Below are 14,698 nucleotides of genomic sequence, written 5' to 3' on the forward strand. Positions count from 1 at the left end.
ATAATGACAAGAGAGGTGGGGTTAAAGTGGCAACTTTATCAGATGTTGCGAAAAAAGCAAATGTTTCTAAAATGACAGTATCACGAGTGATCAATCACCCGGAGACCGTAACAGATGAACTGAAAAAACTCGTTCACTCTGCAATGAAAGAACTGAATTACATTCCTAACTATGCGGCAAGGGCACTCGTTCAAAATAGAACACAGGTTGTAAAATTCTTAATTCTTGAAGAAATGGACACGACAGAACCTTATTATATGAACTTATTGACCGGAATCAGCCGGGAGCTGGATCGCCATCATTATGCATTACAGCTTGTCACTCGAAAATCTCTCAACATTGGTCAATGTGACGGGATTATTGCAACCGGTCTAAGACGTCCGGATTTTGAAGGTTTGATTAAGGAGTTTGAAAAGCCGGTCGTCGTATTTGGACAGAATGAAATGGGCTATGATTTTATTGATGTTCATAATGAAAAAGGAACTTTTATGGCAACTCGACACCTGTTAGGGCTAGGGATACGGAATGTTGTCTTTTTTGGCATTGATTTAGACGAACCATTTGAACGTTCACGAGAAAAAGGCTATATAAAGGCAATGACAGAAAAAATGGGGCAGATAAAAATTCATCATGTGGAGAATAGTTCTAAGAAAAGTGAAAACTGTGCTTTGAAAATGTTGACGTCTGAAAATGAACGAACTGCGGTTGTCTGTGCTTCTGATCGAATTGCGATTGGCGTGATCCGTGCGGCACAGGCTCTTGGAAAAAGAATCCCGGAAGATGTGGCAGTTACCGGTTTTGACGGTGTTTTTCTTGACCGGATCTCTTCACCGCGATTGACAACTGTCCGTCAGCCTGTCGTTGAAATGGGTGAAGCATGTGCAAAAACTTTGCTGAAAAAAATCAATGAAGCTGGAGCTTCTCAAGGGAATCAGTTTTTTGAGCCTGAGTTAATTGTGAGAGAATCGAGTTTGTGAAGCTAACATTCTGTTACCGTTAACAATCTAAAAACGATTGTTCCTGTTACATCGGCATGATAATTTCAATTTGTAAGCCGAAAAATGAACAGGAGGAGACAAAATGGAATATGCAGCAATTTACCACCAGCCTTTTAGTGCTTATGCTTACTCATATGATGGGGATACAGTGCACATCAAGATTCGCACAAAAAAAGCCGACGCAAATCAAGTACGCTTGATTTGGGGAGATCCTTATGAGTATGTCACAGAAAAGTGGATATCGAAAGAACAACAGATGAAAAAGATAGCCTCAACAGAATTACATGATTATTGGTTTGCGGAGGTAAAACCGCCATATCACCGTTTACAATACGCTTTTGTTGTACGCGGAACTGATGAAAAAGAGGTTTTTTATGGAAGCTCAGGTGTTTATCCATATCATCAGAAAACGCTTGCTAATATCAATTTTTATTTTAAAGTTCCGTTTGTTCATGAAGTTGATACATTCAAGGCACCTGAGTGGGTAAAATCAACTGTTTGGTATCAAATTTTTCCAGAACGATTTGCAAATGGAAGGGATGATTTGTCACCTGAAGGGACCCTGCCGTGGGGAAGCAAAGATCCTGATATTGATGATTTTTTTGGCGGGGATTTACAAGGGATTATAGATAAGCTTGACTACCTGGAGGATCTAGGTGTTAATGGCATTTATTTGAATCCGATTTTTTCTGCCCCTACGAATCATAAGTACGATACATTGGACTATTATTCAATTGATCCGCATTTTGGAGATGAGGAGATTTTTCGGACATTGGTCAAACAGTTTCACAAGCGGGGCATGAAAATCATGCTTGATGCGGTTTTTAATCACATTGGAAGTGCTTCACCTCAATGGCAGGATATCGTGAAAAACGGTGAGAGTTCACGCTTTAAAGATTGGTTTCATATTCATTCTTTCCCTGTTAAAGAAAACAATTATGACACGTTTGCATTTACCCCTGAGATGCCAAAGTTAAATACCGCCAATCCAGAAGTGCAGTCCTATTTATTAGATATTGCTTTATATTGGATTCGTGAATTTGACATTGACGGCTGGCGTTTGGATGTAGCGAATGAAGTTGACCATGCATTCTGGAAAAAATTCCATCAAGTCGTCTTGGCTGAAAAGCCTGACCTTTATATATTGGGAGAAATTTGGCATCAATCTGATCCATGGCTGAAAGGAGACGAATTCCATGCAGTCATGAATTATCCTTTTACAGAACCGATGCTAGAATACTTTGCCGATCAAGTGATACCAGCTTCACAAATGGTACACCGTTTAAATGGACATTTACTGAGTGGGATGGAGCAAGTGAATGAAGTGATGTTTAATTTACTTGACAGCCATGATACAAAACGGCTTTTAACAAGATGTCAGCATAATAAGAAAAAAGCCCAGTCTTTATTAGCATTTATGTTTGCTCAGAAGGGATCACCATGTATTTATTACGGAACAGAAATCGGGCTGTCTGGTGAAAATGATCCGCTTTGTCGAAAATGTATGGAATGGGATGAAGCCAAACAAGATCAAGAAATGCTGTCTTTTATGAAGCGATTAATCGCCTTACGGAAACAGGAAAATGAAGTATTTACACATGGGGCGCTTGTCTGGAACCAGATCGATGATCAAGCTGATTTTATTAGTTTTTCAAGAGTAACTGATAAAAAAAGACTGATTTATTTCTTTAATCAAGGGAAACAAGATCGTTATATCAATTTGGAAGATTTAGAGATTGGTGAAAATGAACACGTTGATAATCTGTGGACAAATCAATCTGAGATGATCACGGTTCATCCAGATGAATTTGTCATATTAGCTGTGACGGACGCTCCATAAATTCTGTTACCGGTAACATTCTTGAAGATATTGTAACCGCTTTCTGATTGGGGCTACAATCGAAATAGATCCATAATAAAAGGGGGAAAAGATGATGAGACATGTTAAAAAGGTTTTCGCTTTATTATTAGTGGCAATTCTTACATTTGGAATGGCTGCTTGCTCCAGTTCGAAGAAAACAGGAAGTTCTGATGGGAAAAAGGTCCTCACCGTTTCTGTAGAAGAGAAATATAAGGATTATATTGAAAAGATTAAAACGGATTTTGAAAAAAAGAATGATGTGACAGTTGAAATTGTTGAGAAGCCGATGTTTGACCAATTAGAAGCCCTCCCACTGGATGGACCGGCCGGAAATGCACCAGATGTTATGCTTGCTGCTTATGACCGGATCGGCGGTCTCGGACATCAAGGTCATTTACTTGAGATGAAACCATCTGATACAAAAAACTTTGGTGACAAAGAAATGAAGCAAGTGACAGTGGATGACAAAGTATATGGTTCTCCGCTAGTCATCGAAACACTTGTTTTATATTACAACAAAGATCTCTTAAAAAAAGCACCAACAACATTTCAAGAGCTTGAAAGTTTAACAGATGATAAACGATTTGCTTTTGCCTCTGAAAAAGGAAAATCAACAGCATTCTTGGCAAAATGGACTGATTTCTATATGTCTTATGGCTTATTGGCAGGCTATGGCGGATATGCCATTGGTGATAATGGTTCAAATCCAGAAGACATTGGAATTAATAATAAAGGCTCTGTAGAAGGTGTCGAATATGCGATGAAATGGTTTAAAAACCATTGGCCAAAAGGTATGCAGGACAATACAAGCGCTGCCAACTTTATTCAACAAACATTTATAAAAGGTAAAGCAGCAGCTGTTATCGATGGTCCTTGGGCAGCAGCTGAATACAAAAAAGCGAAAGTGAACTATGGTATAGCTAAAATTCCGACATTGCCAAATGGAAAAGAATATGCGCCATTTGCTGGCGGAAAAGGTTGGGTCGCATCAAATTACACAAAAGAACCTGAGTTAGCTAAAAAATGGCTTGAATATGCTTCAAATGAAAAAAATGCTTATGCTTTCTATGAAGAAACAAATGAAGTACCTGCTCATTTAGAGGCACGTAAAAAAGCGGGTAAGCAAAATAATGAATTGGCGTCAGCTGTTATTAAACAGTATGAAACAGCAACACCAACCCCGAATATTCCAGAAATGGCGGAGGTTTGGAAAGGTGCAGAAAGCTTAATATTTGATGCAGCTTCAGGAAAAAAATCAGCACAGCAATCAGCAGATGATGCCGTAAAAGTCATTAAAGAAAATATTAAAGAGAAGTATACAAAATAACAGGCGGGTTAACGTCCGGAAGAATAGAGGGCGAACAAAATGAACAACGATAAAATAGTTGCAAAACAGAGTCGAAAAGCAATGTTTTTATCCATCATTCCGGGAATTGGCCAGATCGTCAATCAACAATTATCAAAAGGGTTGTTTTTTCTAATCATTACAGCATTGTTTGCTGGAGAATTAGCGGTTTTCGGAATTGATGCATTAAGTGGTTTGGTCACATTAGGAACTGTTGCAGGGCAAGATCATTCATTGTTTTTATTGATTGAAGGTACATTGCAATTGATTGTGACAGTTATTTTCCTCATGTTCTATATCTTTAATATTTATGATGCTCGCAAAATCGCAATGATGAAGGCGGCCGGATTTGAAATCAATACATCGGCTAAGGATATCATCAGAAATGCCGGGGATAAAGGTTTTCCATATTTATTTACCTTGCCCGCTTATATCATGATGGTGTTTGTCATTATTTTTCCGGTGTTAGTGACCCTGTTCATTGCATTTACTAACTATGATTTTTATCATATCCCACCCAATAACCTGATTGATTGGGTTGGTTTCAAAAACTTTGCAAATACCCTTTTGCTCGGTTCTTATCGTGAGACATTTGTTGGTGTACTAGGATGGACGCTCATTTGGACGATATTTGCAACAACATTGCAAATCGGTCTCGGAATTTTGATTGCGCTTTCCGTTAATCAGGATTTTATTAAAGGCAAGCGAATCTTCCGAATTATATTCTTGCTTCCATGGGCAGTACCAGCTTTTATTTCGATCATGAGCTTTTCCAACATTTTTAACGACAGTGTCGGCGCGATTAATGCACAGGTCATTCCGCTATTGAATCACCTGCCATTTATCGATTTGCCAGCGATTGCGTGGAAAACAGATCCGTTTTGGACGAAGACTGCTCTGATCATGATTCAGGCTTGGTTAGGCTTTCCGTTCATTTATGTGATGGTCACCGGTGTGCTTCAGGCGATTCCAGGTGAATTATATGAAGCAGCTAAAATTGACGGTGCTTCAGCTATTCAGCGTTTTAAACATATTACAATGCCAATGATCTTATTTGCGACTGCTCCGGTGATGATTACCCAGTACACATTTAATTTTAACAATTTCTCTATTATTTACTTGTTTAATGAAGGAGGACCGGGAAGTGCCGGAGCTGGTGCTGGTTCAACCGATATTTTAATATCGTGGATCTATAAACTAACGACAGGCACATCACCGCAATATTCAGTTGCAGCGGCCGTGACCCTCTTGATTTCAATTATTGTCATGGGAATCTCTCTGATTGCCTTTAAGAAGTCAAATGCCTTTGGCAATGAGGAGGTCATGTAGATGAAAAATATGTTCAAAAATGCCAGGACCGCCCGGATGGTTAATCAAATTTTGATCTATTTGTTTATGACACTATTAAGCATCATCATCATCTATCCTATTCTGATTACTGCATCATCAGCATTTCGACCAGGGAATGTGGCAGCCTTTGTGCTCGATTTTTCAGGCAGCTGGACATTAGAACACTTTAGAGAGTTGTTTGAAAAGACATTTTATCTGAATTGGTACGGCAATACATTGATCATCGCCATATCAGTCATGGTTCTTCAGGTTACAATTGTCACATTGGCTGGTTACACGTATAGTCGATATCGTTTTGCAGGCAGGAAAAATAGTTTAATATTCTTTTTAATTATTCAAATGGTGCCGACAATGGCTGCACTAACTGCATTTTATGTTTTGGCCATGTTAATCGGTGCACTTGATCAATATTGGTTTTTGACAGCGCTCTATATTGGCGGTGGTATTCCAATGAATACATGGTTAATGAAAGGATATTTTGATACAGTGCCGCGGGAAATTGATGAAGCAGCGCGAATTGATGGAGCGGGACATTTGCGAATCTTTGCATCTATCGTTCTCCCTCTTGTCAAACCAATGCTTGCTGTACAAGCGCTTTGGGCATTTATGGCCCCGTTCGGTGACTTTTTACTTGCAAAATTTTTGCTTCGTTCACCAGAAAGACTGACAATTGCCGTTGGGCTTCAGTCGTTTATTTCGAACCATCAAGAGCAAAAAGTAGCCTTGTTTGCAGCCGGTGCAATCCTTGCTGCATTGCCAATCTGTCTCTTGTTCTTTTTCTTACAAAAGAACTTTGTGTCTGGTTTAACAACTGGCGGAACGAAGGGATAATCATGGGAACACTGCAAATGACAAATGAAAGTCTTATCATTCGCTATGTGAAAACGATGGTTTCACCATCAAGAATATATCAATACCGCCGTACATTCAGTTGGCTGCATATCACCTTTTTGTTTGTTTTTTTAACGGCTTGTTTAATGGTACCGTTTTCGATCTCAATGATGAAAATCGATCATTTTCAAATGAAGTTTTTACTTCCGTCAACTATTGAAAAGATCGATCAAAGATTTGCTGAACAATTGAGAGTTTACCAGTTGCAAAATGGTGAACTAAAGGGCAGTAACGGCTTCTATCAAACTGAAAAGGGGACAATGTTGGCCATTGATATGAGCCAGAAGTTCAAAACGACTGGTGAGAACGGCCGAATCAAAGTGAACGGCTATGATCAAGCAATTATATTTCAGAAGGATCATTTTATCATGAGCGATCAAAATGGTACTGGTTTTTCTATCGGTTATGGCAAGAAGGATATAGAGATGAAACATATGAATGCTAGCAAACTAAAAGCGTTTATCGCAGAACGATGGCTTGCTCAATATAAGCCGCTTATCATGGTGTTAACGCTTTCCTTGATCTTAGTGAGTCAGCTGTTTTTAACAGGGTGTCTTACTGGAGGGATATGGATCACGAAAAAATCAAAAATGTCTGGCATCAAGTCTTTACGAGAAGCAGCTGCAATAGCAGTCGGTGTTTCGACAATCCCCATTTTTGCAGCGGTAGTGAGCGGTTTGATTCATTTTGATTTGATCACGATGCTGTTGATTCAATCTTTTGGCATCATTTTAATGATCTCGTTTACATTCAGATACTTTTTTACAACTCGTAAATCATCACAAGGAGGAAGCCATGACAATTCAACGGCTATTTGACATTGACAAATGGAAAATCAAAACGAATACATTTGACCATCAACATAAACGGTTGCAAGAAAGCCTGACTTCTCTAGGTAATGGCTATATGGGGATCAGAGGTAATTTTGAAGAGAGCTACTCTGGTGACAGCCATCAAGGAACATATCTTGCAGGAGTTTGGTATCCTGATAAAACAAGGGTTGGCTGGTGGAAAAATGGTTATCCTGACTATTTTGGAAAAGTGATCAACGCGATGAATTTTATTGGAATTGATGTTTATATAAATGATGAAAAAGTTGATCTTTATCAAAATAAAATTGAATCTTTTGAGTTAGAACTGAATATGAAACAAGGAATTTTAAGGCGCAGTGTTGTGATTCGTCTCAGTGATCAAACGATCAAAATCACGTCTGAGCGCTTTCTCAGTCTGGCGGTGAAACAGCTTTGTGCAATTGATTATCAGGTGGAGTGTTTGACAGGTGAGGCGAAGGTAACACTTGTCCCTTATTTGGATGGCAATGTTGCAAATGAAGATGCCAATTACGATGAGCAGTTTTGGCAGGAGATTGAAAAAGGGGCTGACCATCACACAGGTTATTTGATGACAAAAACGATTGAAAACCAATTTGGAACACCACGGTTTACCCTTTCTGCTAGAATGGCCAATATAACAAACGGGTTTGTGAATGAAAGTTCTGAAACGGCTGCCATGTATGTGGAAAATCGCTACACATACTACATTAAACCGGGAACAACGGCTTCGTTGAAAAAATATATCATTGTCACGACATCCCGTGATTTTCAGGAATCAGAGCTATTAGCAAGCGGTCAGGAACTGCTGAAACATGTTCTCGAGCAGGGGTATGAGCAAGTCAAGCAACATCATATAGATAAGTGGAAGGAAAGATGGCTAAAAGCAGATATCGAAATTAATGGAGATGACGAGCTTCAACAAGGCATTCGTTATAACATTTTCCAATTATTTTCGACTTATTATGGTGATGATTCCCGCTTGAATATTGGTCCAAAAGGATTTACAGGTGAAAAATATGGGGGAGCCGCTTATTGGGATACCGAGGCATATGCAGTTCCGATGTATTTGTCCGTTGCTAGTCCTGAGGTTACAAAAAATTTGCTTTTATATCGTTACAACCATTTAGAAGCTGCTAAACGCAATGCTGCCAAATTAGGATTAAAAGGTGCACTTTATCCAATGGTCACTTTTGTCGGTGATGAGTGCCACAATGAATGGGAGATCACCTTTGAAGAAATCCACCGAAATGGTGCAATCGCGTATGCCATTTATAATTATGTGAATTATACAGGCGATCGTGACTATATGAAAGAATATGGTATTGATGTATTGGTCGAGATCAGCAGGTTTTGGGCGGATCGTGTGCACTTTTCGAAACGAACTGGCAAGTATATGATTCATGGTGTTACAGGGCCAAACGAATATGAAAACAATGTGAACAACAACTGGTACACAAATTTAATGGCTGTGTGGACAATTGAATATACTTTAGAAAATCTTCGTGAACTCTCGGTGGAAAAGTCTAGTAAGTTGGCGGTTCAGGAAGAAGAAATAGCATTATGGCAAGATATTATCAAACGAATGTATTTCCCTTACAGTGAAGAGCTAAAGGTTTTCGTTCAGCATGATACATTTTTAGATAAAGAATTGAAAATGACAGATCAATTGAATTCGAGTGATCGTCCACTTTATCAGAATTGGTCTTGGGATAAAATTCTTCGATCCAACTTTATAAAGCAGGCTGATGTACTGCAAGGAATTTATTTATTCAGTGATCGTTTTACAATAGAAGAAAAACGGCGGAATTTTGAATTTTATGAACCGATGACCGTTCATGAATCAAGTCTTTCACCGTCTGTACATGCTGTTATTGCAGCTGAGCTTAAGAAGGAAGACAAAGCGGTTGAACTGTATAAGCGTACAGCTCGTCTTGATCTTGACAATTACAATCATGACACAGAAGATGGGCTTCATATTACATCGATGACTGGCAGCTGGCTTGCGATCGTCCAAGGGTTTGCAGGAATGCGAGTCTGGAATGAACAACTCTCATTTGCACCATTCCTACCGAAAGACTGGGATCGTTATGCATTTAAGATCAATTATCGAGGGCGTTTAATTAAAATTAGTGTCACTGAAGAAAAAACAGTTTTTGAACTATTGAAAGGAGAACCGTTAAGCATCACTGTCTTCAATGAATCGATAGAACTGAACAACAGCTATGAATGGAGGAAGCTTGATGAGTAATTGGTGGAAAGAAGCTGTCGTCTACCAAATCTATCCGCGCAGTTTTTATGATTCAAATGGTGATGGATTTGGCGATTTGCAGGGAATCATTCAAAAACTGGATTATATTAAATTACTAGGAGCGGATGTCATTTGGTTATGCCCGGTATTTGATTCGCCTCAGGATGATAACGGTTATGACATTCGCGATTACCGAAAGATGTACGAAAAGTTTGGGGCAAACAAGGATATGTTTCAATTAATTGATGAAGTTCATAAACGCGGGATGAAAATCATCATGGATTTAGTTGTCAACCATACATCAGATGAACATTCATGGTTTGTCGAAAGCCGTAAATCGAAGGATAGTCCGTATCGCGATTATTATTTTTGGAAAGATCCACAACCAGACGGCTCAGAACCGAACAATTGGGGTTCGATATTTTCAGGTTCGGCATGGGAGTTTGATGAGCTGACAGGACAGTATTACTTACATTATTTTTCGAAAAAACAGCCTGATTTAAATTGGGAAAATGAAGCTGTCCGTCAGGAAGTTTATGATTTGATGAAGTTTTGGATGGATAAAGGTATTGATGGCTGGCGAATGGATGTAATTGGTTCGATTTCTAAACACATTGATTTTCCAGAATATCAGACACCTGACAACCGCCGTTATATTGTGGGAGATTATCATGCGAACGGTCCCCGTCTCCATGAGTATATACAGGAGATGAATCAAAAAGTTCTTTCCCGCTATGATTGTATGACAGTAGGAGAAGCGAATGGCGCGGATATTGATGTAGCTAAAAAATATACCGACCCATCCAGAAACGAATTAAATATGGTCATTACATTTGAACATATGGATATTGATACAGAGTGGAATTCACCAAATGGGAAATGGCAAGTTAAACCGTTCGATCTGATCGCTTTGAAAAAGGTGCTGACCAAGTGGCAAACGGCTTTAATGAATCATGGCTGGAATAGTTTATATTTTGAAAATCACGATCAGCCGAGGGTCATCTCCCGCTGGGGGAATGATAACACCTTGCGGAAGCAATCTGCCAAAGCATTTGCGACTGTTCTTCACGGGCTGAAAGGAACGCCGTTTATTTATCAAGGTGAAGAAATTGGAATGGTTAATACTGATATTCCGCTTGAATTGTATGATGATCTTGAAATTAAAAATGCCTATCAGGATTTGGTTGTTCAACATAAAACGATAACAGAGGAAGACTTTATAAAAGCTGTTTCCAAAAAAGGAAGGGATCATGCTCGAACACCGATGCAATGGAATGACAGTGAACATGCAGGATTCACAGTAGGAACACCTTGGTTGCCGGTAAATCAACGCTATAAAGAAATCAATGTAAAAGAGGCGCTCGCTGACTCTGATTCGGTTTTTTATTACTATCAGAAACTCATTCAATTGCGAAAGCAACACAAGGTAATGGTGTACGGAGATTATCAGCTGTTACTGGAGGATCATGCGCAACTATTTGTATACATCCGTAACTACCAAGGAGAAAAGCTGTTGGTGGCAGCGAATTTGTCAGAGGAAACCGCTTCTATTGAAGCTCCTCCACAATTAATGAATGTGCAATGGAAAGTCCTTCTTTCCAACTGTTCTCGACAACACGCTGACATAGAAGGCTTATGTTTAGAGCCTTATGAGTCATTCATTTGGATCAGCACATCAGAGGATCTGATGTCATGAAAGCCGTTATATTTGATTTAGATGGTGTCATAACAGATACAGCTGAATATCATTTTCTTGCATGGAAAAGGCTTGCTGATCAATTAAATATTCCGTTTGATCGGGATTTTAATGAAAGGCTCAAAGGAATCAGTAGAAGTGAATCACTTGACATGATTCTTGTTCACGGTCATGTGTCAGCTAAATATTCAGAAGAGGCTAAACAGAATTTAATGGACGAGAAAAATCGCAATTATCAACAGCTGATTCAAACTTTAACACCAGACGATTTATTGCCAGGAATCCGTCAGCTGCTCTCTGAACTGAAACATCAACAAATCAAACTGGCCTTAGCATCAGCCAGCCGCAATGCTCCAACGATTTTAGAATGCCTGGAGATCATGGGTGATTTTCATACCATTGTTGACCCAGAGACGCTTGCGAACGGAAAGCCAGATCCAGAAATATTTTTGACGGCTGCTAAACAATTAGGTGTATCTCCAATTGACTGCATAGGTATAGAAGATGCTGAAGCAGGGATTGCTTCAATTACATCTGCCGGAATGTTTGCTGTTGGCGTCGGAAACAAACAATCTATGGCTGCTGCTGACCTCGTTGTCGAGGAAACGTCTGATTTGTCATTTGCATTATTAGATAAAGGGATGAAACAGTGGCGGGAGAAAAGAAATAAAATAGAATCATAAAATGATGAAAGGCCACCATTTATTTGACAGAGGTGGTCTTTTTTCAAACGATAAAAAAGGGTGTTTTCGCTCATACCGAAGCATGCCTTTTCAAACATGAAGCGTTCAACAACCTGCCGCTCGGTCTCCTTTTCTACTTAAGAAAACAATCTGGCGGTGGGAATTCAGTTAATTGCCACTATATTTAATAATGACTGAAGAAGAACTTCATATAGAAGCGATTGAAAAACTGACAGCTTATTCAGAAAAAGGGAATCCGAGTACCTGGTGTCATTGGAAAACCCACAATTGCCGAGGCTTTTGCGGTTGCGTGGGAAATACCGAAAAAAATACATATGAAAAACAAAAGCTTTATAAACTGGACAAAGTGAGCAAAGTTATGACATACAGTTCAGGTTTTAAAAAAAGCCAATTACCAAGGTCTAGAGCTGGTCACAGATTGGATATGTTCATTTCGCAAAGACTCATTATATGATATGAGGCAATTGAACGAAATCAAGCAAAAAGGATTGCATCTCAGGGAATTGAGAATTCTTCATGCGGTCTCCCTGTTTCAATGGTATAAAAAGCAAGACTGACTCAGGATTGGGTATCGCAGTCAATCTTGTCTTTACTCCACAGAATCGTCGTCGAAAAGGTTATGCTTTATCATGTGTGGCAGCTTTCAGTCAAGCATTCTTAGACAGAGGGATTGTATTTTGTTGCTTGTTTGCAAATACTGATGACTGATAGCTGAAGGGGTTGTATATCGTTTTACTGGTACGGTCACCTGATGTATTGTTATTTATATCCAAGTTTATATCATTTTTTAAACAACCGTGTAATATTTGCACTTTAACCGTAAACAAACTGTAAAGTAGAATTCCCAAAAAACCAGGTATAATCTAAACTATCAAAATAAATCCCAACCTGGAGGCTATTTATTTTATGAAGAAAATACTATTTTCCGTTTTAATTTTAGCAGCAAGCATCCTCATGTCATTCCATTTCACAGATCATGCTAGTGCTAAAGTTAAAAAAGTCAGCGGCTACATTACATGGTATAATGGAGTTGGAAAAAGAGGCGCTGACGGAAAAAGACTCGGTCATTGGGACTGTGCAACAAAAATGGGTTTTGATGTTCCGAGAAAAGGTACGAAAATTAGAGTATATTCAAAAGCGAAACCGAAAAAAGTGATTACAGTATATAAATACGATGTTGGCAGAATGCCTCGTGGCGCTGTGTTGGATGTAAGTCCGCGAGCATTTAGAGCTTTAGGTTTCTCAACAAGCAAAGGGAAAATTAAAGGACATTACTACTATAAAAAATAGACGAAATGGAGCAAGAAAATCTTTCTTGCTTCTTTTTGGTGGAGATTAATATGAAAAAAAGAATGGTATATTTATTTGTTGCGGTTGTGTTGATTGCTGGCGGGATAGTGGCTGTCCGTTTTTTTGATTCAAAGCACAGTGAACCAGAAAAAAGCAGTCAAAGCAGTGGTACAGATCTGCTTGTTGCGATAACCGATCAAAAGCTTATGACTTCATATTATGAAAATCAAGACATACTCTACAAAGAAAAAATGACAGGCTATCCGGGGATGGCTCTTGATCAGAAAGATCGCTTACTTTATTACACAAATACTGATAACAATGTGAAACGTCTGATTAGACTGAACCTCAAATCAAGCGAAAAAACGACTCTATATTCAGGTGAGATGGATATTGATGAGTTAAGTCTATCAAAAGATCGGTCAACACTTTTTCTGCGCCGCATTCCCTCGGATCGTGAGAATTTTCAGCTAGCATCATTTAATTTGAAAAAGAAAACATTTTCTTCAATCTATCCAGAAGCAAAAAATAAAGATGAAAACGTTAGTTTCTATCAATACAATCGTGAAAAAAATCAATTTATTTTATTGCATTATTCAATGAAAGAAGATCGTCAAAAAACAAATGAGGCGAATGAAAAGGGGATTTTACCAGAACCGACGGATATGCGGATTTCACTGGCTGATCAAAAAGGCATCCAGCATATTAAAACAGTAGCGAAATATGTTAATGATATCGGAATTTCACCAGATGGGAAAACAGCAGTTTTTACTGAGACCATTGACGATGGTAAGAAAACGGTTATGACGATGATGGATAATAACAAAAAAACATGTCGAACTGTAATATCTGATCAAAAGGCGTTTACATTGATCGACTCAGCTTTACCGCAGTTCTCAAAGGATGGAAAGAAAATCTTCTTTCTTGCTGAAGCAAAAGATGCGAAGATCATTAAAGATGAGGAAGAAAATGAAGCGAAAGTAAGGACGATTTACTCTTATGATCGCGACACAAAAACAGTGAAAAAAGAGTGGGAAAAGCCAGATGGGATCATCAATAGCTTCAAAGTTTTGAACTGACAAAAAAAAACGGGAATGCATATCCTTGCTGTTTTTGGCATATTTTTAAATGTTAAAAGCCGATGATGATGATCAATCGGCTTTTAATCATCAGTCAGCACTTTTTTCTCCGGCATTTAAATCGATCATCATGTTCATTAGAACAGTTTTTTGGTCTGCATTTGAAGCGGTTATCATCTGAATGCCAATTTCTTTGGCGGGAAAGCCGGGCAACCTCTTTCTTCCGAGCAGGGCTATAGGGATCGTAGTCCTCATAATCATACATATGGGTTAACCACCACCTTTAATGTGTTAAGATAATTTATTATTATTGGCTTGAATTTGCTTGGGCATGTTATGATATTTGTAAGCCAAAAAATAAAGGATTATTTACTAATTTAACTAAATTTATATAGTATCAAGT

General features: G+C 38.7%; 12 protein-coding genes. All 12 read left to right on the forward strand.

Annotation, left to right across the window (positions count from 1 at the left end):
- Positions 1 to 26 precede the first annotated feature (26 nt).
- The 12 genes from HOO54_RS05575 (at position 27) to HOO54_RS24685 (ending at position 14,476) form a co-directional block, all read left to right on the forward strand.
- Positions 27 to 977 (forward strand): LacI family DNA-binding transcriptional regulator, encoded by a 951-nt coding sequence (locus HOO54_RS05575; RefSeq protein WP_172293232.1) that lies wholly within the window; start codon positions 27 to 29, stop codon positions 975 to 977.
- 103 nt (positions 978 to 1,080) lie between these two features.
- The gene (locus HOO54_RS05580; RefSeq protein ID WP_172293234.1) at positions 1,081 to 2,838 is read left to right on the forward strand and encodes a glycoside hydrolase family 13 protein; all 1,758 of its coding nucleotides are present in this window, start codon (positions 1,081 to 1,083) and stop codon (positions 2,836 to 2,838) included.
- A 94-nt stretch (positions 2,839 to 2,932) separates the two neighbouring features.
- A complete protein-coding gene (locus HOO54_RS05585; protein WP_172293236.1) occupies positions 2,933 to 4,186 on the forward strand; it encodes an extracellular solute-binding protein in 1,254 nt (417 codons plus the stop codon).
- Between the two features lie 39 nt (positions 4,187 to 4,225).
- Complete coding sequence (locus tag HOO54_RS05590) at positions 4,226 to 5,533, forward strand: carbohydrate ABC transporter permease (RefSeq protein ID WP_172293238.1); 1,308 nt, start codon at positions 4,226 to 4,228, stop codon at positions 5,531 to 5,533.
- Complete coding sequence (locus HOO54_RS05595) at positions 5,534 to 6,385, forward strand: sugar ABC transporter permease (protein WP_172293240.1); 852 nt, start codon at positions 5,534 to 5,536, stop codon at positions 6,383 to 6,385.
- A gap of 2 nt (positions 6,386 to 6,387) precedes the next feature.
- The gene (locus HOO54_RS05600; protein WP_172293242.1) at positions 6,388 to 7,263 is read left to right on the forward strand and encodes a DUF1189 family protein; all 876 of its coding nucleotides are present in this window, start codon (positions 6,388 to 6,390) and stop codon (positions 7,261 to 7,263) included.
- Positions 7,241 to 9,526 carry a glycoside hydrolase family 65 protein gene (locus HOO54_RS05605; protein WP_172293244.1) on the forward strand — a complete coding sequence of 762 codons (2,286 nt, stop codon included), beginning with the start codon at positions 7,241 to 7,243 and terminating at the stop codon, positions 9,524 to 9,526. The genes HOO54_RS05600 and HOO54_RS05605 overlap by 23 nt, the downstream gene beginning before the upstream one ends.
- Positions 9,519 to 11,222 carry a glycoside hydrolase family 13 protein gene (locus tag HOO54_RS05610; protein ID WP_172293246.1) on the forward strand — a complete coding sequence of 568 codons (1,704 nt, stop codon included), beginning with the start codon at positions 9,519 to 9,521 and terminating at the stop codon, positions 11,220 to 11,222. Before HOO54_RS05605 ends, HOO54_RS05610 begins: the two co-directional genes overlap by 8 nt.
- Complete coding sequence (pgmB, locus tag HOO54_RS05615) at positions 11,219 to 11,905, forward strand: beta-phosphoglucomutase (RefSeq protein ID WP_172299377.1); 687 nt, start codon at positions 11,219 to 11,221, stop codon at positions 11,903 to 11,905. The genes HOO54_RS05610 and pgmB overlap by 4 nt, the downstream gene beginning before the upstream one ends.
- A 927-nt stretch (positions 11,906 to 12,832) precedes the next feature.
- Entirely contained in the window at positions 12,833 to 13,216 is a 384-nt protein-coding gene (locus HOO54_RS05620) for a septal ring lytic transglycosylase RlpA family protein (RefSeq protein WP_172293248.1), read from the forward strand.
- Positions 13,217 to 13,266: 50 nt separating this feature from the next.
- The gene (locus tag HOO54_RS05625; RefSeq protein ID WP_172293250.1) at positions 13,267 to 14,295 is read left to right on the forward strand and encodes a hypothetical protein; all 1,029 of its coding nucleotides are present in this window, start codon (positions 13,267 to 13,269) and stop codon (positions 14,293 to 14,295) included.
- Positions 14,296 to 14,344: 49 nt separating this feature from the next.
- Positions 14,345 to 14,476: a hypothetical protein gene (locus HOO54_RS24685; protein ID WP_301539273.1), complete on the forward strand. Its 132-nt coding sequence runs from the start codon at positions 14,345 to 14,347 to the stop codon at positions 14,474 to 14,476.
- The last annotated feature ends 222 nt before the right edge of the window (positions 14,477 to 14,698 follow it).

The sequence above is a fragment of the Bacillus sp. WMMC1349 genome (genome assembly GCF_013155385.1).
In the GTDB taxonomy this organism is placed as follows: Bacteria; Bacillota; Bacilli; order Bacillales; family Bacillaceae; genus Bacillus.

Coding starts and splice junctions, on each gene's coding strand:
- HOO54_RS05610 (WP_172293246.1), top strand. CDS start 9,519: ATGAGTAATTGGTGGAAAGAAGCTGTCGTCTACCAAATCTATCCGCGC.
- HOO54_RS24685 (WP_301539273.1), top strand. CDS start 14,345: ATGTTAAAAGCCGATGATGATGATCAATCGGCTTTTAATCATCAGTCA.
- HOO54_RS05580 (WP_172293234.1), top strand. CDS start 1,081: ATGGAATATGCAGCAATTTACCACCAGCCTTTTAGTGCTTATGCTTAC.
- HOO54_RS05600 (WP_172293242.1), top strand. CDS start 6,388: ATGGGAACACTGCAAATGACAAATGAAAGTCTTATCATTCGCTATGTG.
- pgmB (WP_172299377.1), top strand. CDS start 11,219: ATGAAAGCCGTTATATTTGATTTAGATGGTGTCATAACAGATACAGCT.
- HOO54_RS05620 (WP_172293248.1), top strand. CDS start 12,833: ATGAAGAAAATACTATTTTCCGTTTTAATTTTAGCAGCAAGCATCCTC.
- HOO54_RS05595 (WP_172293240.1), top strand. CDS start 5,534: ATGAAAAATATGTTCAAAAATGCCAGGACCGCCCGGATGGTTAATCAA.
- HOO54_RS05590 (WP_172293238.1), top strand. CDS start 4,226: ATGAACAACGATAAAATAGTTGCAAAACAGAGTCGAAAAGCAATGTTT.
- HOO54_RS05625 (WP_172293250.1), top strand. CDS start 13,267: ATGAAAAAAAGAATGGTATATTTATTTGTTGCGGTTGTGTTGATTGCT.
- HOO54_RS05585 (WP_172293236.1), top strand. CDS start 2,933: ATGAGACATGTTAAAAAGGTTTTCGCTTTATTATTAGTGGCAATTCTT.
- HOO54_RS05605 (WP_172293244.1), top strand. CDS start 7,241: ATGACAATTCAACGGCTATTTGACATTGACAAATGGAAAATCAAAACG.